This window comes from Sphingomonas sp. YR710 (assembly GCF_900101455.1).
Classification (GTDB): Bacteria; Pseudomonadota; Alphaproteobacteria; order Sphingomonadales; family Sphingomonadaceae; genus Rhizorhabdus.
The window spans coordinates 130,156-154,936 of the sequence record NZ_FMZJ01000004.1 but is presented as its reverse complement, the minus strand read 5'-3'; the positions used below and the strand labels follow the sequence as shown (position 1 = coordinate 154,936).

Below are 24,781 nucleotides of genomic sequence, written 5' to 3'. Positions count from 1 at the left end.
GCAAGGTCGAGTCGTCATTTCGAAAGATCGGTCAGCAGGCTGTGCCACAGCAGAAGCGCCGGATCGATGCTGGCGATTGGCGCACGTTCGTTGAGCCCATGACTGAAATCGTCCTCGGGTTTCAGAAACATGCCACCGACCCCGTAGCTCGGCACGCCGACCGCGCGGAAATACAGGCTGTCGGTCGCGCCCGCCGACATTTGCGGCACGATCGGTAATCCGGGATGGCTGAGATCGATCCCTTTCCGGATCGCCTTGAGCAGATCGGGGCGGAGCGGAGAGCCGTCGCTGGCCAAAGGCTGTCCCAGGGTGGTGATCGTGGCTTTGGGATTGGCGATGACATTGCGCAGCGTGGCCTTGACGCTATCGACCGAAACGCCGGGGAATATCCGGCAATTGACCGAGACACTGGCCTTTTGCGGCAGCGCGTTGAGCGCATGCCCACCCGACAACATCGTTGCGACGCAGGTCGTACCGATTTGCCCGATATATTCGGGATCGGCGGAAAGCGTCGCGATGGCGCTCTTGTCGGTGGGATCGTCGGCGAAGCGCAGCATGGCGGCGCCCAGCGCCCCGCCGACCTGCGGCCCGGTGGCGCGGAAGAAGGCGCGGGTCAGGTCGCTCGCCTGCGTCGGAAAGGTGTAGGCGGCGATCCGATCGATCGCCTGCGCAAGATCATAGATTGCGTTGGTGCCGTTGGGCCGGCTGCTATGCCCGCCGGGGTTGGTCACGCTGATCTCGAAATCGGCATAGCTTTTCTCGGCCGCCTGAAATTCATAGGCGATCGCCTTGCCGTCTGGCCCGAGCAGGCCGCCGCCGGCGTCGGCGTTGAGCAGGATTTCGGCATCGCCATATTTCTTCGCGAGCGCGATCGTGGTCGCCATTTCGGTTTCTTCGTCGCCGGAAAGCAGCACGATGATGTCGTGCGCTGGGTGGAAGCCTTCGCGCTTCAACTGGAGCAAGGTGCTGATCATCACTGCATCGCCGAATTTCATGTCGAGCGCGCCGCGTCCGTACAGATAACCATTCTCCTCGATCGGCGTGAACGGATCGCGGGTCCAATCCGATGCGCGCGCCTCGACCACATCCATATGGCCCGACAGCAGGATCGGCTTGCCCTTGCTGCTGCCACGGTAGCGGGCGACGAGCGTAGCCGTGTCACCCATTGGCTCGACGATCACGTCCTCGGAGGCAAAGCCGCCCTTGCGGAGCCGATCGGCGATATCGTTTGCCATGTCGATCGTCCTGCCACGGCCCTGGACGGTCGGGATCGCAATGAACGCCTTCCACAAGGCGAGGGTCTCGGCATGCTGTGCCGCGGCGATCGTCGGGCGGCCCGTGGCGGGGGCGGCAAGCGGGATGGCCAGGGCTATGGCGCATGCCAGGATTGAGCGGCTGATCTGTTGGCGCATGGCAATCCTCGTGTCACGATTCCGAATGGATCGAGACTGTCGCTCAGCGCCCCCGCCGTCAATCGCGGTGGAGCAGGTGGCGGAGCCTTTTGCGCCAGCGCCCGCGATTGCGTTCGCGCCGCCGTCGCCGCCGTTCACGCATCCGTTCGAAAAGGTTTCGGGTGCTGCGGCGAAGGAATCCGCGAAACAGCCCCCGATTGGACAAGGGCTCGAAGCGCTCGTCGACCGACTCCGGATCGAGCAATTCGCTCGCCCCGAGCGCGAGCGTCGTCCCGTCAAGTGGCGCCGGCTCGAATGGCACTAGCGTCTTGCCGCGCCCCCGCAGCGTTTCTACCGTCGCGATCAGCGAATGGGTGTGGTCAAACGCTTCGGTCACGGTCTGCCGCGCCACGCCGAGATGTTCGGCCAACAGGGTTTCGCGCAAGTTGCGTATCGCCGGGTCGGGGTCTTCGCTATCGCCGCCGGCCAGCGCCAGATCGCACTCGCTGTCGAGCCCCATCGAGCGGTTGTTCATGTTCGAAGATCCGATCTGAAGCGCGCAATCGTCGACGATCATTAGCTTCGCGTGGACGTAGATTGCGGTGCCGCTGCGCGTCACCGGCGTATAAATCTGGAATTTGTCGTATGTATCGGCTTCGATCAGCGCAAACATCAGTTCAGCGCGTGCGCTCCCCATCGCTTTTTCCTGCAACCAGCCGTCGGCGGAGAAGGGGTTGACGATGACGATCTCGGGCCCATCGGCGGCGCCAAGCCGTTCTGCCAGCGCTTCCGCGATGCGCCGCGATGCGAAATATTGATTGTCGGCATAGATGAACCGCTTTGCGCGCCCGATCAGGTCGACATACAGCGCCTCGATTTCGCGCGCTTCGCGGACGCCCGATGTCTTGGGGACCGTCCGGGATATTGCTATCCGGCGATCTTCGGCCAGCGGAATCAACCGATCGAGCCAGATTTCCCTATGCTGTGTGGGCGCGGCGAGGTGGCGGCGCGTCGCGCGATGCCAGCGTTCGCGCGCAAGCTCACCTAGCGCCGCCGCCGCCGGACCTTCGACGGCGGCGATCGTGTCGTGCCATGGCGCGTAGGGCTTTCCGTTCGGTTTGATCCGGCGCGGATCTTCATCCCGGTGCTCGGGTGTATCCCAGCGATCCGAGGTCATGTCGATGCCGCCGCAAAAGGCGATGCTGTCGTCGATCACCACGATCTTCTGGTGATGGGTGGCCCCGATGGGGTGGTTGCTGTCGAACCGGATGTCGATGCGCCGCGCGACGCGCCATCGGACCAGCGTCCAGATCGCCGATCCGCGCAGCAGCATCTTGAAAGCGCCCATATTCCAGATCAGCAGGTTGATCTTTAGCCCCGGCCGTTCCCGGGCCAGCCAGGGAATGAACTCGGCCAGACAATTGGGACTGTCGCCGGCGGGTTCTTCCGGATCAAGTAAGATCCGGGGATCGACGTCCCATCCGACAATGACGATCTGCTCGCGTGCCCGCAGCATCGCATCGCGCACGACCCTGAAATATTCGGCAGCATCGATGATGACGGCGACGCGGTCCGCCTGCTCGATCTTCCAGCAATTGTGTCCGGGAACGAAAAGATCCTCCATCACATCATCCCGGCCGGCATGCAGCATCCTCGACTTTATCGCGTGATATGGACCCCAACGTATATTTGATAGCTTCGTTGCCGCGATCGTTCAAATCGAACTCGGGGGCCGCGTTCTCGTGAAACTGTACATCGCTTCAGCGTGGACCAATGCGTGCGCCCGCGATCGCATCGACGCCCTGTTTGGGGAGGACGTTCGTGAGTGCCAAGTTCTATGATCAACGAACGCGGCCCGAATTGCGCGCATAAAGATGGGCCGCCCTCACGAAGAGGACGGCCCATATTGTGGCGATTTTCGTTTCAGATGCGATTGATCGCACCCTTTACGTCGCCTTTGGCTTTCTGCAGGTCGCCCTTGGCTTCCTGTCGATCACCGTCTGCGGTAATATCAGGGCGGTTGGTCGCTTCGCCGATCGCGCGCTTCGCCTTGCCTGCCGCCTCGTTTGCGAGGCCTTTGGCTTTATCTATCATTTCACCCACGGCGTGTTCCTTTCGGCAATTTGGAATGAGGCCCTTTGTGAAGGGTGATTAATAAACGATTGTTTTTATTATATGTTCCGTATGTAGTCGTTAGCTCATGAAATCAGGCTGGGATGGTTTTCCGGTCGAAAAACAGGGCCTGGCTGATCGCTGCCTTGACCGAAGATCTCTGAAATGGCTTCGTGATCAGGAAGGCCGGCTCCGGGCGATCCCCAGTCAATAGCCGTTCAGGAAAGGCCGTAATGAAGATCACAGGGACAGCGAATTCATTCAGAATGTCCTTCACGGCATCGATGCCGGAACTGTCATCGGCCAACTGAATGTCGGCGAGCACCAGGGTCGGTCGATGTGCCACCGCTGCTTCGACCGCCTCGCTATGTGTCGTCGCGATCGCCGAGACATCGTGGCCCAGATCCCTAACGAGCGATTCGAGGTCCATCGCGATCAGCGGTTCATCCTCGATAATCAAGACCTTGGCGAGCGTCTGCCGCTCAATCTCTGCGAGTGCGTCAGCGGCAAGCTGATCGACTTCCTCACGAGAAATGCCCATTAGATAGCCAGCATCCTCGGCCGTAAAGCCTTCCATGGCAGTCAACAGAAGGGCCTGGCGCGAATTCGGTGCCATTTTGGCCAGCCGCAGCCTGGCAACCGATTCGACCCCGCTGCCAGATGTTTCGCTATGCTGCTCGATAGACGAACCGTTCCAAATATCGAGAAAGGCGCGGTAGAGGCCAAGGCGGGGATCGATATCACGAGGAAAACCATTTGGAGCGGTCACGATCGCCTCAAGCGTGGATCGGACAAGTTGGTCGCCGCAAGACTGGCTGCCTGTCAGAGCGCGGGCATAGCGCCGCAAAAATGGGAGGTGGGGCGCCAATTCCTGACCAAGTGACACGAGCTGCATAATCCTCTGGCTTCATCGCGCGATCCCAGATCGAACGGCATATTCAGTGCGCTCAACGCGGCATGCCGGCTTATAGTTGCACCTTTGCCACGCCCGGCTGGTCCGATCACGTTATCGGAAATTCTGCTTCGTTCGGATAGACACCAGCCAGCACCTCTTCAAAATGGTGCCGAATGCGATCGTTGCACCCGCACGCGATCGACCGTAGCCCCTCCACATCCACAATCGCGATCCGCCGCCGTCGTGATGTCAGGATCCCCTTCAGCCCGAACTGGCGGAGCGAACGGTTGATGAAGCTGCGTCCCACACCTAGCATTTCACCGAGTTGTTCCTGAGTGATGCTGATATCGTTGCGGCCTGTCCTGTCTCGGGTGGCGAGGAGCCAGCGGGCGAGGCGCTGCGCGATGGTGTGCGTGGCGTTACACGCCGCCGACTGGAACAACTGAGCGACCAGGCAATCGGAATAACGGGCAAAACAATTGGCGATCATCATCGATCGGCTTTTCGCCGCGGACAGCGTCTCCAGGTGCATGCGCAGAAAGCTGCCGCCGAACTGGACATGGGCCCGGGCGAATGCCGGAAGTCGGCCGTTCGAGACGATGCCGCCGATCGCGCCTTCGGAACCTATCAGCGCGGTATCGACGACATGGCTGTCGTCTGCGGCGACCACGAAGGATGCGGCGGCTGCATCGCACGGGAACCATACATGCGTGACGTTAGTGCCGGCTTCCTGAAGAATGCGTCCGGCCGTGCATTCATGCAGCGATAGTCCCGGCACCAATATTTCGAGATCTTTCTGGCGCAGGGTCGCCAGCAGGCGGTTGCGTGCAGCGGTTTTGACGTCGATCATAATGTGCTCCGTTCGGGGGAGCGGGAACGCGCATTTCGCAGTTCCGTTCACTGCGCGACACTTCGGGCGCGAAAAAAAGTGCACGGCCGGAACGAAGTGCGACGGATAAACGGTCCATCCCGCGCATAGGAACATGCCGCGCCGCCGAGGGTTGGACAGGATGAAGCCGGTGCTTGCACATGCCGGACATGAACTGAACCGGTCGACAATCTCCGGGGAATGGAGTGGCGTGAGCGAGGTTCCCGAACAAGCCCGCAAAGAATCCGGTTTCGGCCGTCGGCGCCGTGGCCGCTTGGCGAGACCTGAATTCACGATGGAGCACCTCGATCGTGTGGCCGATGCCGTACCGCATATGTTGTGGTCAGCTAGAATCGACGGTTTGCACGATTACCACAATTCGCGCTGGTATGAATTCACGGGATCGAAGATCGGCGTGGCGGATGGTGATGGCTGGATCGATTTGATCCATGAAGATGATCGCCTCCATGCCCGAGAGACTTGGCAGCACGCCATATATGCCGGTGAGCCCTATGAAGCCGAATATCGATTGGTCCATCATCAGGACCGACATCGTTGGGTCGTGTCCCGCGCCATGCCGATCCGTGATCCGGATGGAGCCATCTTGCGCTGGTTCGGGACGTGCACCGATATCGACGATCAACGTCGCGCCATCGAAGATCGCGAGGCCGTGACGCAGGAATTGAGCCACCGCATCAAGAACATCTTTTCGGTGATCGCGGGATTAGTGGGCCTATCCTCCCGCGGCCGTCCGGAACTCGTTGAACCGCTGGCGGATCTGCGCGATCGCGTTCTCGCTTTGGGGCGAGCGCATGATTTCGTACGTCCGCGCCACGCGCAATCGCAGGGAGGATACAGGCACACAAGCCTTCATGGCCTGCTCAAGGAGTTGTTCCATCCCTATCATGATCGTCGTGGAGCCCGGATTGTGATCGACGGCGAAGATACCGATATCGATGATCGTTCGGCAACGCCGCTCGCACTCATCTTTCATGAACTGGCGACCAACGCGGTCAAATATGGTGCCTTGGCGGCGATCGACGGCAGCGTGGGGCTCCACATTCGTCGGGAAGGGAATGAGTGGCGAATGGAATGGAACGAAACGGGCGGTCAGGCGGCCGATGCACCCGCGCATGAGGGATTTGGTACGAAGCTTATTCGTCTCAGTGTGGAACGGCAGCTCGGTGGCGCAATTTCGCGGAATTGGAATCGACAGGGCTTCCGTGCCGATATCAGGATTCCCGTCGACGTGATGACTCGTTCAGGTAAAGGGGCATGAAGGTGCCACCGTCATCCCTGCTGGTAGAGCGAAAGCTGCGTTCGGCCTGCGTTGCAGCATGCTGAACCGATGAGATTATAGCATCAGCCCGGAACGGCTTGTTGACGACTTCGAGGGCCAGATCTTCGAACTCCCCGATCTGGGCAGGGTTTGCAGTCACGAATATGATACTGATACCATATTGGCGAGCGAGGGTCCGGGCGATCGCGGGACCGGTCGGCCCATCGCGGAGGTTTACGTCGACCAGCGCGACATCGCTGACGCTGGCAAAGGCGAGCGCCGACGCCTGATCGGCGGCGATGCCGCTTACGGCAAACCCCGAAGACATGAGGATGTTTTCGAGGTCCAGAGCCACGAAAATTTCGTCCTCGACGATCAGTACACGTGCCATCTCAAATCCAGCGCTACAGAAACAAATCGTTTATCCCGATCAGAACGTGGCGGAAGGCGTTGCGGTTCCCCGAAATACCGCGGATTTTCAATCCCCCAGCAGCCAGTCGCGACGCTGCTGGACGAGCGCAGACAGCCATTGAACGAACACGCCGTTGCGCGGCAGATGGCGTGTGTCCTGATGCGTTACCAGCCAGAAGGACCGCATGATCCGCACCGCCGGCAGGATTCTCACCAGCAAAGGATCGCGATCGCCGATGAAGCAGGGGAGGACGCCCACGCCGGCGCCGGCCGCGATCAGCCGATATTGGGCATTGATGCTCGATGATCTTAGCCTGGGTTCGATACCCGGAAGAACTTCGTCCATATAGCGCAGTTCGGGCGAATATAGCAGGTCGGGAATGTAGCCGACCAGAACATGTCGCCGCAGATCGACCGGCTCGGTCAGCGGAGCGGCCGCGGCGAGATAGTGGCGCGAGGCGTAAACCCGCAGCGTATAATCGGTCAGCTTCTTGGTGATCAGCGGTCCGCGTTGCGGCCGGCCGAGCAAAATGCCGACATCGGCCTCGCGGCGGGACGGATCGAGAAAGCCGCTGTTCGCCGCAAGGTCGATCGAAACGCCGGGATAGGCCGCCGCGAACTGCCCGAGATGATGGGCGACCAGCCAGGTGCCGAAGCCTTCCGACGCGCTGATCCGGAGCCGGCCGCGCACCTGATCGCCATCGTCACCGGAATCCCCGCCGATCGCATTGGCCGAACGCTCGATCGCTTCGACCTGAATGAGCAGCTTGCGGCCGGATTCGGTAAGGCTGTGGCCGTCGCGGCTCTGTTCGAACAAGGTCTGGCCCAAGGCTTCCTCAAGCCTGCGGATGCGCCGCCCGACGGTCGTCGCATCAACGCCGAGCTGCCGTGCGGCTGAGGCAAGCAGGCCCGTTCGGGCGACGCCCAGAAAAAATTGAAGGTCATCCCAGCGCATGGCCTGCATTATTGCAGGTTAGATCTGCACCGCCAAGGGCTTGCGTGGGCGGCGGCGGAAAGCCAAGAGGCGCTGCAAGAATGGAGATCGATATGGCCACTGCAATCCGCGAAATTTCCCATTATCTTGCCGGCGGCGCCCAGGCCCCCGCGAGCCGCTTCAGCGACGTGTTCGATCCGAACAATGGCGAAGTGCAGGCCCGGGTAGGGCTCGGCACGCCTGCCGATCTCGACAAGGCGGTGGCGCTCGCACAGGCGGCGCAGCCGGCATGGGCAGCGACCAATCCGCAGCGCCGGGCGCGCGTGATGTTCCGCTTCAAGGAGCTGATCGAGGCGAACATGGAAGAGCTGGCGCACATGCTCTCTGCCGAGCATGGCAAGGTGATCGCGGATTCCAAGGGCGACATTCAGCGCGGCCTCGAGGTTATCGAATTCGCCTGCGGCATCCCGCATGTCCTGAAGGGCGAATTGACGCAGGGCGCGGGCCCCGGCATTGACGTTTATAGCATGCGCCAGGCGCTCGGCATCGTCGCTGGGATCACGCCGTTCAACTTCCCGGGCATGATCCCGATGTGGATGTTCGGGATGGCGATCGCGGTCGGCAATGCCTTCATCCTCAAGCCGTCGGAGCGCGATCCTTCCGTGCCGATCCGGCTGGCCGAGCTGATGACCGAAGCCGGCCTTCCCGACGGCATCCTGCAGGTTGTGCAGGGCGACAAGGAAATGGTCGACGCGATCCTCGATCATCCCGAGATCAAGGCGGTCAGCTTTGTCGGCTCGTCCGATATCGCGCATTATGTCTATCAGCGCGGCGTTGCCGCCGGCAAGCGCGTCCAGGCGATGGGCGGCGCCAAGAACCATGGCATCGTCATGCCCGACGCCGATATGGATCAGGTCGTCAACGATCTGTGCGGCGCGGCCTTCGGTTCGGCGGGCGAGCGTTGCATGGCGCTGCCGGTGGTCGTTCCGGTGGGCCAGGACACCGCCGATCGTTTGCGCGAAATGCTGATTCCCGCGATCCAGGCGCTGCGTGTCGGCATCTCGACCGACAAGGAGGCGCATTACGGGCCGGTCGTCACCGCCGCGCACAAGGCGAAGGTCGAAAATTATATCCAGATGGGTGTGGACGAGGGCGCGGAACTCGTCATCGACGGCCGTGGTTTCAACCTGCAGGGGCATGAGAAGGGCTTCTTCGTTGGACCGACCCTGTTCGACAAGGTCACGACGACGATGCGGACCTATCAGGAGGAAATCTTCGGGCCCGTCCTCCAGATCGTCCGCGCGAAGGATTTCGAGGAGGCACTCGCGCTTCCCAGCCAGCATCAATATGGCAACGGCGTCGCGATCTTCACGCGCAACGGCCACGCTGCGCGCGAGTTCGCCCAGCGCGTGAACGTCGGCATGGTCGGCATCAACGTGCCGATCCCGGTGCCTGTCGCCTATCACTCGTTCGGCGGCTGGAAGCGTTCGGGCTTCGGCGATCACAACCAGTACGGCATGGAAGGCCTGCGCTTCTGGACCAAGGTCAAGACGGTGACGCAGCGCTGGCCCGACGGCGGCGGCACCGGCGAAAGCGCGTTCATCATCCCGACAATGTCGTAATGTCGTAAGGGGGCGGAGAAGGACGGCAATACAGTCGCAGCCTTATTCCGTCCCAAAACCCCGCCTGAATAAGCGGGGCTTTTGCGGTAACCTCGTCTATTGCAAGATGCGCCCGTTCAAGGGAGTGCTTGAGGTGAGGACCGCCATAAGCAGGGGCACGGCATGAGCCAGTTCGATCTCACCGACGAGCAGCGCGCCATTCAGGAAATGGCGCAGAAGTTCACCGCCGACGCTATCACGCCGTTCGCGGCCGAATGGGACGAAACTCACCATTTTCCGCGCGATGTCGTCAAGGCGGCGGCGGATCTCGGTTTCGGTGGCATCTATGTTTCCGAAAATGGCGGCGGGATCGGCCTGGGCCGCCTTGAGTCCGCGTTGATCATGGAAGCGATGGCCTATGGCTGTCCGTCGACCTCCGCCTTCATTTCGATCCACAACATGTCGGCATGGATGATCGACAGCTTCGGCAGCGCCGAGGCGCGCGACAAATATCTCCCGCAGCTCATCGCCTGCGATCTGATCGCCAGCTATTGCCTGACCGAGCCGAGCGCCGGATCGGACGCTGCAAGTTTGCGCACCAAAGCGGTGCGCGATGGCGATGATTATGTGGTCACTGGATCGAAAGCCTTCATTTCGGGCGGCGGGGCCAACGACCTCTATGTGACGATGGTTCGCACCGGTGTCGACGGGCCCAAGGGCATTTCGTGCCTCGTGATCGAGAAGGACATGCCGGGCGTCAGCTTCGGCGGGCAGGAGAAGAAGCTCGGCTGGCATTCCCAGCCCACGGCGCAGGTCAATTTCGACGGCGTACGTGTGCCCGTCGCCAATCGCATCGGCGCGGAGGGCGAAGGCTTCAAGATCGCCATGGCGGGGCTCGATGGCGGTCGGCTCAATATCGGTGCCTGCTCGCTGGGCGGCGCGCAGCGCGCGCTGGACGAGGCGGTCCGCTACACGAAGGAGCGGCGCCAGTTCGGCCAGGCGATCGCCGACTTTCAGGCGACGCAGTTCACCCTGGCCGATATGGAAACCGAATTGCAGGCTGCGCGCATGCTGCTCTACACGGCGGCGGTGAAGGTCACCGAAGGCGCGCCGGACAAGACGCGCTTCGCGGCGATGGCCAAGAGGTTCGCGACCGATACGGGGTGGTCGGTGGTCGATCGCGCGCTTCAGTTGTTCGGCGGCTACGGCTATCTACAGGACTATCCGATCGAGAAATTGCTGCGCGATCTGCGGGTTCACCGGATCCTCGAAGGCACCAATGAAGTCATGCGGATGATCATCGGACGGGATATCGTGAAATGAGCGACGAGCTTCTGATTTCGGTCGAAGGGCGCGTTGGCCGCATCCGGCTCAATCGCCCGAAGACGATCCACGCGCTTACCCACACTATGTGCACGATGATGATCGCCGCACTTTCGGAATGGGCGGAGGATGCGTCGATCGATGCGGTGCTGATCGATCATGCCGAGGGCCGGGGATTCTGCGCGGGCGGCGACATCCGAACGATTGCCGAAAGCGCCGCGACCGATGGCGTGGCGGCCTGCGCCTTCTTCCATGAGGAATATCGGCTCAACCATCAGCTGTTCACTTATGCCAAGCCGCTGGTGGCGTTCATGGACGGCATCACGATGGGCGGTGGCGTCGGCATATCGCAGCCCTGCCGCTACCGGATCGTCACCGAACGTACGAACTATGCGATGCCGGAGACCGGGATCGGCCTGTTTACCGATGTTGGCGGCGGGCGCTATCTTTCGCGTTTGCCCGGGCGGCTGGGCCAATATGTCGGGCTGACGGGCGCGCGGCTCAATGGTGCGGAATGCAGGGCACTGGGCCTCGGCACCGATTATGTCGCGAGCGAGCATGTCGACGCGCTCAAGGCCGACATCATCGGCAATCCCGCCGCGATCGATTCCGCTCTGCGCAGCGCGGCAGCGATGCTGCCGGCTGCGCCAATCCTCGACGCGCAGCCGCAGATCGACAGGCTGTTCGCATCCGATCGCTATGAGGATATCCTCGCGGCGCTGGCCGCAGACAAGAGTGAATGGGCGGACACGCAGCTCAAAATCCTTTCCGGGAAATCGCCGATGTCCTGCAAGATCGTGCTCCGGTTGCTCGCCGAGGCGGCGGGCATCGACGATTTCGCTGACGAGATGCGGATGGAATATGCGGTGGTGAGCCATGTGATGGGGCAGCCCGATATCGTCGAAGGCGTCCGCGCACTGATCGTCGACAAGGACAATGCCCCACGCTGGAACCCGGCGACCCCCGAGGCGACCGACACCGCCATGATCGATGCGATATTCGCTCCGCTCCCGCAGGGAGAGGCTTGGACCCCGCTGCCAATTGCATGAAGGAAACGCCCGTGAGCTATGAAACGCTGCTTGTCGAAAAGCATGATGCGGTCACGCTGATCCGTTTGAACCGCCCGCAGGCGCTCAATGCGCTCAATTCGCAGGTTCTGACCGATCTGATCGCAGCCTTTGGTGCGTTTGATGCCGATCCCAATCAGCGCTGCGCTGTGCTGACCGGCAGTGAAAAGGCGTTCGCGGCGGGTGCCGACATCAAGGAGATGCAGCCCAAGGGCTTTGCCGAGATGTTCGGCGAGAATTATTTCGCCGGGTTCGAACGTGTCACGGCAACCCGCAAGCCGTGGATCGCGGCGGTGGCCGGGTTCGCTTTGGGCGGCGGCTGCGAACTGGCGATGATGGCCGATATCATGATCGTCGCCGATAACGCCAAATTCGGCCAGCCCGAGATCAAGCTCGGCGTTGCGCCAGGCATGGGTGGATCGCAGCGGCTGACGCGTGCGGTCGGCAAGTCGAAGGCGATGGACATGTGCCTGACAGGGCGGATGATGGACGCCGTCGAGGCCGAGAAGGCCAATCTCTGTTCGAAGATCGTGCCGCTCGCCGACCTCGAGGCCGAAGCGCTCAAGATGGCCAAGGCGATCGCCGGGATGGCGCCGCTGGCGGCGATCGCGAACAAGGAAATGATCAACACGGCGTTCGAATCGACGCTTGGCCAGGGATTGCTGTTCGAGCGCCGGCTGTTCGGCGGCCTCTGCGCGACGGCTGACAAGGGTGAGGGGATGACGGCATTTGTAGAAAAGCGCCCCGGCAACTGGACAGGAAAATAAGATGGCGACGATAGGATTCGTAGGGCTTGGCAATATGGGCGGCGGGATGGCCGCGAACCTTGCCAAGGCCGGTCATGACGTGCGGGCGTTCGATCTGGCGCAGGCCGCGCTTGATCGGGCGAAGGCCGCCGGCTGCTTGCCGGTGAGTTCGGCCGCAGAAGCCGCAGCCGATGCTGAGTTCATCGTGACGATGCTGCCCGCCGGCACGCACGTCCGCGCGGTTTATGAGAGCGAGATTTTTGCGGCGGCCCCCGCGACGGCGCTGCTGCTCGATTGCTCGACGATCGATGTCGCCAGCGCGAAGGCGGTCGGCGGGGCGGCTTCGGCAAAGGGGCTGGCTATGGTCGATGCGCCCGTATCCGGTGGCATCGCGGCGGCCAATGCCGGTACCTTGACCTTCATGGTGGGCGGCAGTGCCGAGCATTTTGCCCGCGCCGAACCGATCCTGTCGCAAATGGGCAAGGCTGTGATCCATGCCGGGCCGATCGGATCGGGCCAGGCAGCCAAAATCGCCAACAACATGCTGTTGGGGGCGACGATGGTCGCAACCTGCGAAGCGTTCGTGCTGGCCCAGAAGCTCGGCCTAGACCCACAGACCTTCTTCGATATTTCATCGAAGGCATCAGGCCAGAGCTGGTCGATGACCAGCTATTGCCCGGTGCCCGGTGTCGGCCCGGAAACCCCCGCCGACCGCGATTATGAAGGCGGGTTTGCGACCGCGCTGATGCTCAAGGATCTGAAGCTTGCGGTCGAGGCCGCGCAGGGCGTCGGCGCCAGCGTACCGATGGGCGGCCATGCGGAGTCGCTCTATCAGGCGTTCGCCAATCTGGGTGCCGGCGGCAAGGATTTCTCGGCGATCATCAAGCTGCTCGACGGCAGCTATAAGGCGTGATCGAATGGCGGCGTTTTTTATCGTCATGCTGAACTTGTTTCAGCATCCACCGAGTAACAAGCGAAGCCTCTCTTGTTGAAAAGTGGATCCTGAAACAAGTTCAGGATGACATGAAAAAAATATGTGCCAGAATCGGCATTTTCAACTCAGCCTTCTACGCCGCCATATCGCTGAACTGCAGCCGGGCGAGCCGGGCATAGAGGCCTTCATGCGCGCTCAGGCTCGCATGATTGCCCTGCTCGACGATCCGGCCCTTGTCCATCACGATGATCCGATCGGCCGCGCGCACGGTGGCGAGGCGGTGGGCGATCACGATGGTGGTGCGGCCCTTCATCAGGCGGTGAAGCGCGTCCTGCACGAGACGTTCGGATTCGGCGTCCAGTGCCGATGTTGCTTCGTCGAGCAGCAGGATGGGCGCATCCCGAAGCAGGGCGCGGGCGATAGCGACTCGCTGGCGCTGGCCGCCCGAAAGCCGTGCACCGCTCTCCCCCAGAAAACTGTCGAGCCCTCCCGGCAAAGCGCGCAGGAATTCGGCGGCGTTGGCGGCTTCGGCAGCAGACCATATCGCCTCATCATCGGCGTCCCAGCGACCATAGCGCAGATTGTCGCGGGCCGAAGCGCCGAAGATCACCGTTTCCTGCGGCACGATCGCCAGCCGGCGGCGAATTTCGGCCGGGTCGGCGTCGGGAAGCGCAACGCCGTCGAGCCGCAAAGCGCCGCCTTCCGGATCATAAAAGCGCTGTGCGAGCTGGAGCAGGGTTGATTTGCCGGCGCCGGATGGTCCGACGACCGCGACCATTTCACCCGGTTCGATCGACAACGAGAAATCGTCGAGCGCCTTGACGTCCTGACGGGTCGGATAACGAAAGGTGACATGATCGAAAGTCAGCCGGCCGACCGGGGGCAGCGGTAACGGCGTTGCATGCGCCGGTGCGGCGATATCGGGCTGCTCGGTCAGGAGCTCGGCAAGCCGCCCGGCGGCGCCGGCGGCACGGACGATATCGCCATAAACTTCGCTCAAAGCGCCGAAGGCCCCGGCGACCAGGCCGCCGGTCAGGATGAACGCGGCGATCGCGCCGCCGCTGATGCGGCCGGCGGCAACGTCGTTCGCACCCTGCCACATCACCATCGTGATCGATCCGAACATCAGCAGCATGACGATTGCGGTCATCACGGCGCGCACGATGATCCGGCGCTTCGACGTGGCGAAGGCGCTGCCCACGGCGCCACCGAACCGCTCCGCCTCGCGCTGTTCCTGTCCGAATGCCTGGACGATCTTCATCGCGCCGAGCACTTCCGCGATCATCGCACCGAGATCGGCAATGCGATCCTGGCTGCTACGCGACAGGCCCCGCAGGCGGCGGCCCATAAGGATGATCGGCAGCATGATGAGCGGAATGCCGAGCAGCAACATGGCCGCGAGCTTCGGGGTAACCGCGAACAAATAGATGATGCCGCCAATGGCGAGAAAGAGGTTGCGAAGCGCAACCGACACGGTGGTTCCCACCACCTGCTCGATCACCGACGTATCGGCGGTAAGCCGGGAGGCGATTTCGGAGGGCCTGTTCTCTTCGAAGAAGCGGGGTGCCAGGCGCAGGAGGTTCGCTTGCACGGCGATCCGGATGTCCGCCACAACCCGCTCGCCGAGCCAGGACACGAAATAGAAGCGTATTGCCGTCGCGATCGCCATGATCAGGACGGTCAGCAGGAGACCGCGGAAATAGGGGGCCACGTTGCCGCCGGACGCGATGAATCCCTTGTCGATGACCAGCCGGAAGCCCGCTGGTATGGCGAGCGTGGCACTGGCGGCGACGATCAGTGCGATGATGGCGCCTACGATCTGGCCCGGATAGCGCCGTGCAAAATGCCAGACCATGGCAAGGTCGCCGATCTTGCGGACGGGAACGGCGGTCGTTTCGGTTTCTGTCATGGCCAAGCGCCTAGCAATTTGTCGGGGCGGGCTCAATCGATGCTGTGCGACCGTGCTAAACGCTATCGTAATATCGCGGTGCAATGCCCACATTGACGATCGAGAACGATTGCGGCGCCGCATTGCGCGGATCGTCGATTTGGACGTAAAGCGCGAAGGCTGGCGCTTGTCGGAGATGTGAATGCTGTACGATGCGTATGAGTTTCAACGGGGGCTGCTGTCGGCGGCTAGCGCTTGGGCGAATATCGGCGCCGGATGGCTCCAGAATCCGCTGAATCCGATGTCGTACAGCAGCATGGCGCCGATGATGTCGTCGGGCCTCGACGTGTTCGCCCATGCATCGGCATCGCGCGGAAAACCAGATTTCGGTTTCACCGAAGTGGTGGTCGATGGACGGACCGTGCCGGTGACCGAGGAAATCATCATGCGCAAGCCCTTCGGGCAGCTGAAGCGCTTCCGTCGCAAGGGCATTTCCGGTCAGCCAAAATTGCTGATCGTCGCGCCGATGTCCGGCCATTATGCGACCTTGTTACGCGGCACCGTCGCGCGGATGATGCAGAGTTGTGACGTCTATATCACCGATTGGCGTGACGCGCGGCAGGTGCCGCTCGACCAGGGACATTTCGATCTCGACGATTATGTCGACTATTTGATTGCCTTTCTCGAGAAGATCGGCCCGGGCACGCATATGCTGGCGGTGTGCCAGCCTTCGGTGCCGGCTTATGCGGCCGCGGCGGTGATGTCCGCCGACGGCAATCCCTGCCGCCCGGCGACGCTGACGATGATGGGCGGGCCGATCGATACGCGCGAAGCCCCCACCGCGGTCAACACGGTCGCGACCCAGCGCCCGCATAGCTGGTTCGAACAGAATGTGATCCATCGGGTGCCCGCTTTCTATCCGGGATCCGGGCGCCGGGTCTATCCGGGCTTCCTGCAATTGACCGGCTTCATGGCGATGAACCTGGGCAATCATCTTGTCAGCCACTGGAGCATGTTCAAGCATCTGGTCGTCGGCGATGATGAAAGCGCCGATGCGACCAAGGCGTTTTACGACGAATATCGTTCGGTGTGCGATATGGCGGCCGAATTCTACCTTCAGACGATCGAAGTCGTCTTCCAGAAGCATCTGCTGCCGAAAGGCGAGATGATGCATCGCGGGCGCAATGTGGACCCGGCGGCGATCACCGACATCGGGCTGCTCGCAATCGAAGGAGAGAATGACGACATTTCGGGGCTGGGCCAGACAAAGGCGGCTTTGAAGATTGCCACCAGATTGCCGGCCAAGCACAAGAAATATCTCATGGCCGAAAGCGTTGGCCATTATGGCATCTTCAATGGTCGCCGCTGGCGTGATGTGATTGCGCCGCAGGTCGAAGCATGGATCGCGCAGCATGCCGGTTAGGTCCGGCGCCTTTTGCTCATTTGGCCGCTCCGTCCTGAAGCGGGTTCTTGTTGCGCGTTGGTTCACTGCTACGGCACTGGCGCTATCGGTGCCGCTCCCGCTTGCTGCGCAGATGCCATCGACCGGGAATGCGGTTCCCGCCGATGATCTGAAGCGCGCGCTTGCGGCCGCGCAGCGGGCGATTGCCGGGCAGGACTGCCATGCCGCTCTGGTCGCGCTCGACCCCCTGGTTCCGCGGCTTGGCGACGATCTCACCCGGGCGATCGTTCAGCGGCTGCGCCTGATGTGTCTCGGCGTCGACGGGCGCGCCGCGGACATTCCGGCCGTGCAGCGTGAGCTGGCGAAATCGATGCCGCGCGACGGGCTGGTGCAGGCCTTCGGCATATTGGTGGCAGCCGATGAAGGCCGCTTCGTCGATGCCGCAAAGCAGATCACCACATTGGCCACGTCATCACCGCAGAGCCTGGAAATACTGACCGGCGCTTCGGTGCGCGCCATTTCGGTCCGCCTGACCGAGCAGCATGCCTATCAGGCGCGCGCCGACATGCTCGTCGCGTTGGCGCAGGCCGATTGGCAACCTGCCGACTTTCCTGAGTTGCGGCTCAATTTTGCCCAGGGAGCGATCGAAGCTCTGCTGGGTAACGGCAAGGTCGATGATGCGGCCGCATTGCTCGATCGGATCGATCAGCCTGAGATGCTGACAAGCATGGCGATCGAACGCCATTATGCGCCGCTCTGGCCTGCCATCGAACGCAAGCTTGGGCCGCAGAGCGGCGCGACCGTTGATCGCTTTGCTCGGGACAGGCTCGGCTTCTTCGCGAACAATCCTGATTCTGAAGCCGCACTTCGCGATGCCACGAATGCGATGTTGCTGCTCGGGCGTTATAACGACGTCGTCGATATGACCGACGGAGTAACCATCCATGCCGGCATCAGCCGGGATGCGGTCCGTATCTTGCTCTACCGTGCGCGGGCCTTCGCGGCGTTGAAGCGCGATGATGATGCGGTCAATCTCTTCAACGGTTTCATGGCGCTCGACCTGAGCCAGATGCCGGAAGCGACGCCGGCGTTCGTCAACTTTGCCGAGTTTCTCGACGAGATCGGTCGCGAAGATGAGGCGCTGGCGACCGCGCGTATCGCCTTGGACAAGGCCAGCGGCATGTTGACCGATTTCGGCAAGCGTTGGCTTGATCGCACCGAGGTGTGCGCGTTATCGGCGCTGGGACGTATCGACGAGGCAAACATCGCCGTCGATCGGCTGAAGGCATTGTCAGGCCAGAATCAAGCCGCCACGATCGAGGCGCTGTTATGCGCCAAGCGCGATGCGGAGGCTTCCCAGATTGCGCTGAAAGCCTTTGATGACGGCGATGTGTCGAGCAATCTCATCGTGCAGTTTCAGCCCCCCAATTCGACATGGGCGCCAGCGCCCTCGCGTCTGCGCAATTTGTGGCTGGCCTTCCTGAACCGCCCCGAGATCAAGGCGGCGTTTGAACGCAAGGGCAGGATCCTGCCGCAGCCGTTGTGGCCGGCGACCGATCCTCGCGCCATACCGCGACGCGCCAGCAGTTCGTCGTTGACCTGATGCGTTCGTTGTCGGCGCGAATCGAGACCTGGCCGGTGGCCGGGGCGTTCACGATAGCACGCGGCGCAAAGACGCATGTCGACCTTGTGGTTGTCGAGATCCGTGAGGAGGGATGCGTCGGGCGGGGCGAAGGTACCGCGATCTATTACCATGGCGAAAGCGCCGAGAGCGTTTTGACACAGGCGATGTCCGTCGCGGCATCGGTTGCCGATGGTGCCGAACGCGCCGACCTGTTGCAGTTGTTGCCGCGAGGCGCCGCGCGCAATGCGGTGGATTGCGCGTTGTGGGATCTGGAGGCAAAGCTCGAACGGCGTCCAGTGTGGGCATTGGCAGGGCTCAGACGCCTCGCCCCGGTGCAGTCCGCCTTCACCATATCGCTTGCCGATCCCGGAACGATGGAGGCGGATGCGCGCGCTGCCGCCGATACATATCCCCTTTTGAAGCTCAAATTGGCCGGGGCGGGGGATGTCGAGCGTGTGGCGGCCGTCCGTCGCGGCGCGCCGCGGGCGCGGCTGATCGTCGACGCGAACGAAAGCTGGACCGATCGGGACGTCGTGGCCGAGGCGGCGGCCTTGCTGCCGTTCGGCGTCGAACTGATCGAACAACCGGTGCGGGCCGGTTGCGACGACCTGCTCGACAACGTCGATTCACCCATTCCGCTGTGCGCGGATGAGAGCTGCCAGGACCGGACCGATCTGGCACGCTGTGCCGGTCGCTATGCCGCGATCAATATCAAACTCGATAAGGCCGGCGGCCTCACCGAGGCGCTGGCATTGGCTTCTAGCGCCCACGCGATGAAGCTCGATCTCATGGTGGGTTGCATGCTCTCGACGTCGCTGGGAATCGCCCCCGCCATGCTAGTGGCGCAGACAGCAAAATGGGTCGATATCGATGGCCCGCTATTGCTCGCCCGCGATCGCGAGTGCTCCGTTTCGTTTGAGCGCGGCGTTGCGCTGCCACCCGATGCCGGATTGTGGGGCTAAAACGCGGGTATATCCGCGCGTTCAAGTTTTTGCGATCGGTTCCGCATATGGCATGACCATGTGACCGTCGGGTGCCGCCGTGAACGTCGTTTGGGTTGGATAAGCGAACTGGATGCCTTCGCGCGCGAACGTCTCCAATATCGTGATGCAGATACCGTTACGGATTCGGAATACCACATTGGGATCATCCGACATGACATCGAACTGCAGTTCATAATCGAGAGTCGACGCCCCGAATCCCGTCATGCCGCACCGAACCAGATGGCTGCTCTCTGCCGCCGCAACGATGGCGCCGACAATATCGGGTATTTTCCGGCAAACCTCCGGGGGTGTCTGATAGGCGAGGCCGAATGAGAGGATCGATCGTCGGCGGGCAAGGCGGGCAAGGTTATGCAATTCCTTGTTGAGCAGATTGGCATTGGAGATCACGACCTCTTCGCCGGTCAGCGCCCGCACGCGCGTAGTCTTGAGGCCGATGGATTCAACGGTTCCCGATGTCTGATCCCATCGAACCGCATCACCCCGGCGAAACGGCTTGTCGAAGATGATCGAAAGCGCTGCAAACAGATCTGAAAAGATGCCCTGCGCCGCCAGGCCGATAGCGATACCGCCGACGCCGAGGCCGGCGACCAGACCCGTGATGTTGACGCCGAGATTGTCGAGGATCAGCAGCACGGCGATCGCGAAGCAGACGACCGTCACCAGCAGCCGGATGATCCCCACCGCGCTGCCCAGCGTGGACAAGGAATCATCATCGCCGGCGCGATATTCGACGATGCCGATAATCAGTTCGCGCACCCAGACCGCGGCCTGCACCGCCGTCGCCACCGTGAACAGGAAACGGACGGTGGCGGCCAGCGCTCCCGGCGGTGCCGCATAGCTGCTGACGATCTCGGCCGAAAGCGTCAGAATGAAGAACATGCTGGTGCGCGCGATCGCCTGGCCGATAATCGTCGGCCAATGCCCGGTCGAACGATCCGGCCGGCATAGTCGCATCCCGAAGGCGCGTATGCCGTAGAGGATTGCGGCGATGATCGTGCCGAAGATCATGGCGACGCCGATGGTCAGATAATGCTCGGTTATCCAGACTGCGGTTTGATCGAAGAGTCGCCCCAGATCGGCCGGCGATCGCAGCAGGGGAGGAGTGCCAATGTTCACGAAAATTTCCGTCTTACCGATCATGATGGTGTCTGCATTCAGCGAGATGGCGATTGTTTGAAACCCTTGATCTGCTTGGCTGGTTCGGCCGGTGAAGCCGGCAGCTCGGAGTCATGGAATTCATCGGGATCCTGCCCATGCCGCTTGCGGAACGGGTTCCATACGCGCTTCTTCACATAGTGTTGAACATAGCGGTCGAAACCGATCTCGACCGCGACGACCTGATAGATGAAGGGCTGAAACGCGATGCCCACAAATGAAGCGCCTAACAGGTAGATCAGGTGACCATGCTGCAAGGCCGCTGCAAGATGCGGCACCCATTCGTTTTCTCCTTCCGTCTTGCGGTAGGTTCGTCGGATACTTTCCATTCGGATCAGACCACCCAGATGGATCATCAGGAAGAGAACGAGCCCGGGATAACCCTGTTCGCCGAGCATTTCGAAATAGCTGTTGTGAAATGCCCGACCGGCGTCATAGCCCACGGCCCGCATGATCGTTCCATCGGGGGCGGTATAAGAGAGATCGATTGTTATCTTGTTGGCCAGATAGACGTTGAAACCGCCGCCGAATGGATGATCGGCGGCATAACCGATCGTCCACTTCCATACTGCCAGGCGCGTCGCCGCCGAAGCATCGCCCTTATAGCCCTTGATGGTGTCCATCCGGGCCGAATAGCTCTTCGGTAGAAACGGAATCGAGACAAGCGCGATGCTGGCCATGATTCCCAGATAGAGCATACGGCGCTTGGCGGCGCGCAGTTCGAGGACGGCCAACAAGGCTATGCAGAGCAATCCGGTGCGTGTCTGCGTACCGATCGGGATCAACAGGCAGGCGAAGGCCAGCGAGTAGCAATAGATTCGTGAGACGATATTGGGTTTAACGATTGTCGAATATTTCGCCATGAACAGGATCAGCGGGATGATGGCGATCGAGAAGGCGGATATCGTACTGCCTTCATACATGCCGCTGTTGTTCGCGACCATCAGGTTCAGCGTGCCATAACCGCCGCCGCCCGCCAGCGTCTTGATGCCGCCTACCACCACGATCGATGACACCGACAGCAGCATGAACGCCAGCACGGTTTCGATCCGCAGCCTGGTGTAGAGTGTCATCGGCAGGAAGATGGCGAATACCAATGCCTTCCAGACCCACGACCATTTATCCGCGGCTTCGATCGGGAAATCCGCGGTTGTCGTTGTATAGGCGCACAAAGCGAGAAGCAGGATCAGCAGGATCTGCCGGGGGCTGGGCTTCGCCTGGACTTTGTCGTCGTTGAGCACCCATCCGCCGAAGGACAGAATGAAGAAGATCAGCGAGATCGGGATCGAATTTAGCAGATAGTAGGAGATGCGCTGCGGCGAAACGATATCGATATAGATATAGCCGCAGATGAACAGGAAGGGCCGCCGCAGACCGAGCAACGCGATAAGCGCGATGAACCCGATCAGGAATAGATCACGCACGCGGGCCAACCGTCTTGAATCGTCGACCGTATGGTGTCGGCTCGGAATTCAGATCCGGATTGTTCATCACCTTGAAGATCACGAACAACATCAGGAAGTGCGAGAGCAGCAACGATAATGTGTCGATCATGGGATGAAATTCCGGAACGAAACAGGTTGACAAGCGAATCACTATCGTGCGCCTTGAATGGGCACATGACCGATATCGATATCCCCGATCCCGTCCGTCCGATCCATAGCGGATGTCGATTTCATACACCGTCAATGTCTCGTGCAGGAAACGAATTATTCGGGTGGGAAGCCGCAGTCTGTGCGCTGCCCTCTCCACGCCGATAATGCAAATCGGGACGGAACTCCGCGCGCTGACATCGATCCGTGGCATCGCGGCCTGGTATGTGGTTCTCTATCATATTCGCCTGTCCGCGGCGCCATCGCTGCCGCCTGCACTCGTCGGCTTTTTGGCAAGGGGGTATCTGGCGGTCGATTTCTTCTTCATCCTGTCAGGCTTCGTCATCTGGCTCAATTATGCTGGCCAGCTCCGCGAGCAGGGGATCAGCGGTGTGCCGCGGTTCCTGTGGCGGCGCCTCGCGCGGATCTATCCGCTGCACCTGTTCATGCTGCTTTGGGCAGTGGGTTTCCTTCTATTATGCTGGGGGCTGGGCAAGGCCGGGCCGGACGATTATCCGGTTGGCGAATTGCCGCTTCATCTGTTGCTGGCCCAGAATTGGGGTTTTACCAGTGCGTTGAGCTGGAATCATCCGGCGTGGTCGATCAGTTGCGAGTGGGCCGCCTATCTGTTCTTTCCCATCATTGTCGTCGCCGTCCGCTGGGAAAAATGGCCCGCAATCGCGCTGGTCACGGCTCTGTGCGTTCTGCTGGCATCAATGTACGCCCTGTCGATGGCGTTCGGGCTGACGTCGCTGGGCGCGGATATTCCGCATTTCGGCCTGCCGCGATGCATTCTCGAATTCAGTGCGGGCACGATCCTGAGCGCGCTGTGGCTGCGTTGGCGCTCGAATGAACGATTGCCGGCCCTGATATGTGTACTGATCGCTGCGGGCGGGCTTATCCTTTATTTGACGGCAGGGGCCGAACCGCTCAGCATCTTCATGGCTTTCGCCGCGCTCACCCTGTTTCTGGCGCTGTCGTCGGGCTGGAGGCGCAACCCGCTCAACGGCGATCTGATCCACTGGCTTGGCACGGTGAGCTACGCGACCTATCTGGTGCACAGCATCTTGTTCAAGATGTTCAAATTGCTGTTCGTCGATAATCCCGACGATATTGCCTTGCCATTGCTGGCCGTTTACCTGGCGCTGACCCTGTTCATGTCGTTTGCACTGTATAATATCATCGAGCGGCCGGCGCAGCGTTGGATGAATCGGAGGGTGTCCGCGGGCCGCGGCAACTGACGGAACAGCGCCGAAACGGGTTGACAAGTCGCACCCGATCGTGCGCCTTCGCACCTGCATGAAAATCCTTCATATCCTCGACCATAGCCTGCCGATTCACAGCGGATATACATTTCGCACCCGCGCAATCATGAAGGCGCAGATCGAGATGGGCTGGGAGGTTCGGGGGGTCACCGGGCCTCGTTACAACCTCCCCAGCCCGGATCCGGACGCGCAGGATGGACTGATCTTTCGGCGAACGCCGGCCATCAAACCGGCGCGGGCGCCGATCGGTGAAATTCGTGAGGTCGCGGCCCTGTCCCGCCGTGCGGCGGCGGTGGCCGCAGAATGGAAGCCTGACCTGCTGCACGCCCACTCGCCGGCGTTAAACGGCATCGCCGGGCTGCGTGCAGCGAAAGCGCTGGGTCTGCCGCTTCTCTATGAGATACGGGCTTTCTGGGAAGATGCTGCCGTCGGCAACGGCACGGGCCGCGAAGGCTCGCTGATGTATCGCCTGACCCGGACTTTGGAAAACTACGTCGTCGCGCGCGCCGATGCGGTGGCGGTAATCTGCGAAGGATTGCGGAGCGATCTGATCGGTCGGGGTGTCGCCCCGGACAAGATCATGGTGTCGCCGAATGGCGTCGATCTCGAACTGTTTGGCGATCCGCCGCCACCCGACGAGGCGCTTCGTGCGCAATTGGGCCTAGCAGGCTGCGACGTGATCGGCTTCATTGGATCCTTTTACGACTATGAGGGGCTGGATGATCTGATCGCCGCGATGCCATTGCTGGTTGCGCGGCGTCCGAATGCGGCCCTGCTGCTGGTCGGTGGCGGCCCAATGGAAGATGCGCTGCGGAAGCAGTCGTCGGCGTCACCGGCAGCTGCGAGCATTCATTTCGTTGGCCGGGTTCCGCATCACGAGGTTGAACGTTATTACAGCCTGATCGACGTGCTGGCCTATCCGCGAAAATTGATGCGGCTCACCGATCTGGTGACGCCACTCAAACCACTTGAAGCCATGGCGCAGCGGCGGCTCGTGGCCGCGTCGAATGTGGGGGGGCATCGCGAACTCATCGAGGATGGGGTAACGGGCACCCTGTTTCCACCAGACGATCCGCCGGCAATGGCCAAAGCGCTTGGCGATCTACTCGACGATCGATCGGGCTGGGACCAGCGCCGCGCGGATGGTCGCATCTTTGTCGAACGGGAGCGCAACTGGGCCGTGAATGTGTCACGGTATCAGCCTATATATGAACAACTCGCTCGGAGGCGTGCCTATCCGGCGGGCTGACGGAATCGAGCGGCACGAGTGACGGCGTTTTGACAGGTGTA

Annotated in this window: 22 protein-coding genes; 11 read left to right on the top strand and 11 right to left on the bottom strand. The window is 61.4% G+C overall.

Annotated features, from left to right (window positions below; all coding sequences use genetic code 11):
* Positions 1-14: 14 nt before the first annotated feature.
* The 5 genes from BLS13_RS06770 to BLS13_RS06750 all read right to left on the bottom strand — a co-directional run bounded on the left by BLS13_RS06770 (position 15) and on the right by BLS13_RS06750 (position 5,248).
* Positions 15-1,412, bottom strand: coding sequence for a M20/M25/M40 family metallo-hydrolase (locus tag BLS13_RS06770; protein ID WP_093450851.1), 1,398 nt, complete (start codon positions 1,410-1,412; stop codon positions 15-17).
* Positions 1,413-1,470: 58 nt separating this feature from the next.
* The gene (locus BLS13_RS06765; RefSeq protein WP_093451025.1) at positions 1,471-3,015 is read right to left on the bottom strand and encodes a phospholipase D-like domain-containing protein; all 1,545 of its coding nucleotides are present in this window, start codon (positions 3,013-3,015) and stop codon (positions 1,471-1,473) included.
* Between the two features lie 299 nt (positions 3,016-3,314).
* Positions 3,315-3,485 (bottom strand): CsbD family protein, encoded by a 171-nt coding sequence (locus BLS13_RS06760; RefSeq protein WP_371128189.1) that lies wholly within the window; start codon positions 3,483-3,485, stop codon positions 3,315-3,317.
* Positions 3,486-3,597: 112 nt separating this feature from the next.
* A complete protein-coding gene (locus tag BLS13_RS06755; RefSeq protein WP_093451024.1) occupies positions 3,598-4,389 on the bottom strand; it encodes a response regulator in 792 nt (263 codons plus the stop codon).
* A gap of 115 nt (positions 4,390-4,504) precedes the next feature.
* Complete coding sequence (locus BLS13_RS06750) at positions 4,505-5,248, bottom strand: Crp/Fnr family transcriptional regulator (protein ID WP_093450848.1); 744 nt, start codon at positions 5,246-5,248, stop codon at positions 4,505-4,507.
* A gap of 160 nt (positions 5,249-5,408) precedes the next feature.
* Here BLS13_RS06750 and BLS13_RS06745 point away from each other — a divergent pair, with 160 nt between their 5' ends.
* Entirely contained in the window at positions 5,409-6,545 is a 1,137-nt protein-coding gene (locus BLS13_RS06745; protein ID WP_218123244.1) for a sensor histidine kinase, read from the top strand.
* Here BLS13_RS06745 and BLS13_RS06740 read toward each other — a convergent pair.
* Together BLS13_RS06740 and BLS13_RS06735 are read right to left on the bottom strand one after the other, a co-directional pair.
* Positions 6,499-6,936: a response regulator gene (locus BLS13_RS06740; RefSeq protein WP_093450846.1), complete on the bottom strand. Its 438-nt coding sequence runs from the start codon at positions 6,934-6,936 to the stop codon at positions 6,499-6,501. The genes BLS13_RS06745 and BLS13_RS06740 overlap by 47 nt on opposite strands.
* Before the next feature lie 87 nt (positions 6,937-7,023).
* The gene (locus tag BLS13_RS06735) at positions 7,024-7,911 is read right to left on the bottom strand and encodes a LysR family transcriptional regulator (protein WP_256325743.1); all 888 of its coding nucleotides are present in this window, start codon (positions 7,909-7,911) and stop codon (positions 7,024-7,026) included.
* A 92-nt stretch (positions 7,912-8,003) separates the two neighbouring features.
* Here BLS13_RS06735 and BLS13_RS06730 point away from each other — a divergent pair, with 92 nt between their 5' ends.
* The 5 genes from BLS13_RS06730 (at position 8,004) to mmsB (ending at position 13,540) form a co-directional block, all read left to right on the top strand.
* Complete coding sequence (locus BLS13_RS06730; protein ID WP_176943466.1) at positions 8,004-9,512, top strand: CoA-acylating methylmalonate-semialdehyde dehydrogenase; 1,509 nt, start codon at positions 8,004-8,006, stop codon at positions 9,510-9,512.
* Positions 9,513-9,674: 162 nt separating this feature from the next.
* On the top strand, positions 9,675-10,814 hold the full coding sequence (locus BLS13_RS06725; RefSeq protein WP_093450843.1) for an acyl-CoA dehydrogenase family protein: 1,140 nt from the start codon (positions 9,675-9,677) through the stop codon (positions 10,812-10,814).
* Positions 10,811-11,863, top strand: coding sequence for an enoyl-CoA hydratase/isomerase family protein (locus BLS13_RS06720; protein WP_093450842.1), 1,053 nt, complete (start codon positions 10,811-10,813; stop codon positions 11,861-11,863). Before BLS13_RS06725 ends, BLS13_RS06720 begins: the two co-directional genes overlap by 4 nt.
* 11 nt (positions 11,864-11,874) lie before the next feature.
* Positions 11,875-12,648 carry an enoyl-CoA hydratase-related protein gene (locus tag BLS13_RS06715; protein ID WP_093451021.1) on the top strand — a complete coding sequence of 258 codons (774 nt, stop codon included), beginning with the start codon at positions 11,875-11,877 and terminating at the stop codon, positions 12,646-12,648.
* A gap of 1 nt (position 12,649) precedes the next feature.
* On the top strand, positions 12,650-13,540 hold the full coding sequence (mmsB, locus tag BLS13_RS06710; protein WP_093450840.1) for a 3-hydroxyisobutyrate dehydrogenase: 891 nt from the start codon (positions 12,650-12,652) through the stop codon (positions 13,538-13,540).
* Between the two features lie 154 nt (positions 13,541-13,694).
* On the opposite strand, the gene BLS13_RS06705 is transcribed toward mmsB, so the two are convergent.
* A complete protein-coding gene (locus BLS13_RS06705; protein ID WP_093450839.1) occupies positions 13,695-15,470 on the bottom strand; it encodes an ABC transporter transmembrane domain-containing protein in 1,776 nt (591 codons plus the stop codon).
* A 181-nt stretch (positions 15,471-15,651) separates the two neighbouring features.
* On the opposite strand from BLS13_RS06705, the gene BLS13_RS06700 reads away from it, so the two are divergent.
* From BLS13_RS06700 to dgcA, 3 genes are read left to right on the top strand one after another with little or no spacing between them, the layout of a single operon-like run.
* Entirely contained in the window at positions 15,652-16,872 is a 1,221-nt protein-coding gene (locus BLS13_RS06700) for a polyhydroxyalkanoate depolymerase (protein ID WP_093450837.1), read from the top strand.
* Positions 16,862-18,454 carry a tetratricopeptide repeat protein gene (locus tag BLS13_RS06695; RefSeq protein WP_256325742.1) on the top strand — a complete coding sequence of 531 codons (1,593 nt, stop codon included), beginning with the start codon at positions 16,862-16,864 and terminating at the stop codon, positions 18,452-18,454. Before BLS13_RS06700 ends, BLS13_RS06695 begins: the two co-directional genes overlap by 11 nt.
* Positions 18,451-19,437 carry an N-acetyl-D-Glu racemase DgcA gene (gene dgcA, locus BLS13_RS06690; protein WP_093451019.1) on the top strand — a complete coding sequence of 329 codons (987 nt, stop codon included), beginning with the start codon at positions 18,451-18,453 and terminating at the stop codon, positions 19,435-19,437. Before BLS13_RS06695 ends, dgcA begins: the two co-directional genes overlap by 4 nt.
* Positions 19,438-19,458: 21 nt before the next feature.
* On the opposite strand, the gene BLS13_RS06685 is transcribed toward dgcA, so the two are convergent.
* The 3 genes from BLS13_RS06685 to BLS13_RS20635 are packed head-to-tail and all read right to left on the bottom strand — an operon-like array spanning position 19,459 to position 22,188.
* Complete coding sequence (locus BLS13_RS06685) at positions 19,459-20,619, bottom strand: mechanosensitive ion channel family protein (RefSeq protein WP_093450836.1); 1,161 nt, start codon at positions 20,617-20,619, stop codon at positions 19,459-19,461.
* 14 nt (positions 20,620-20,633) lie between these two features.
* Entirely contained in the window at positions 20,634-22,058 is a 1,425-nt protein-coding gene (locus tag BLS13_RS06680) for a DUF5935 domain-containing protein (RefSeq protein WP_093451018.1), read from the bottom strand.
* Positions 22,051-22,188, bottom strand: a complete 138-nt coding sequence (locus tag BLS13_RS20635) for a hypothetical protein (protein WP_156083820.1) — start codon at positions 22,186-22,188, stop codon at positions 22,051-22,053. Before BLS13_RS20635 ends, BLS13_RS06680 begins: the two co-directional genes overlap by 8 nt.
* Before the next feature lie 205 nt (positions 22,189-22,393).
* Here BLS13_RS20635 and BLS13_RS06675 point away from each other — a divergent pair, with 205 nt between their 5' ends.
* Positions 22,394-23,467 (top strand): acyltransferase family protein, encoded by a 1,074-nt coding sequence (locus BLS13_RS06675; RefSeq protein ID WP_093450834.1) that lies wholly within the window; start codon positions 22,394-22,396, stop codon positions 23,465-23,467.
* 58 nt (positions 23,468-23,525) lie between these two features.
* Positions 23,526-24,740, top strand: coding sequence for a TIGR04063 family PEP-CTERM/XrtA system glycosyltransferase (locus BLS13_RS06670; RefSeq protein ID WP_093450832.1), 1,215 nt, complete (start codon positions 23,526-23,528; stop codon positions 24,738-24,740).
* Positions 24,741-24,781: the final 41 nt, after the last annotated feature.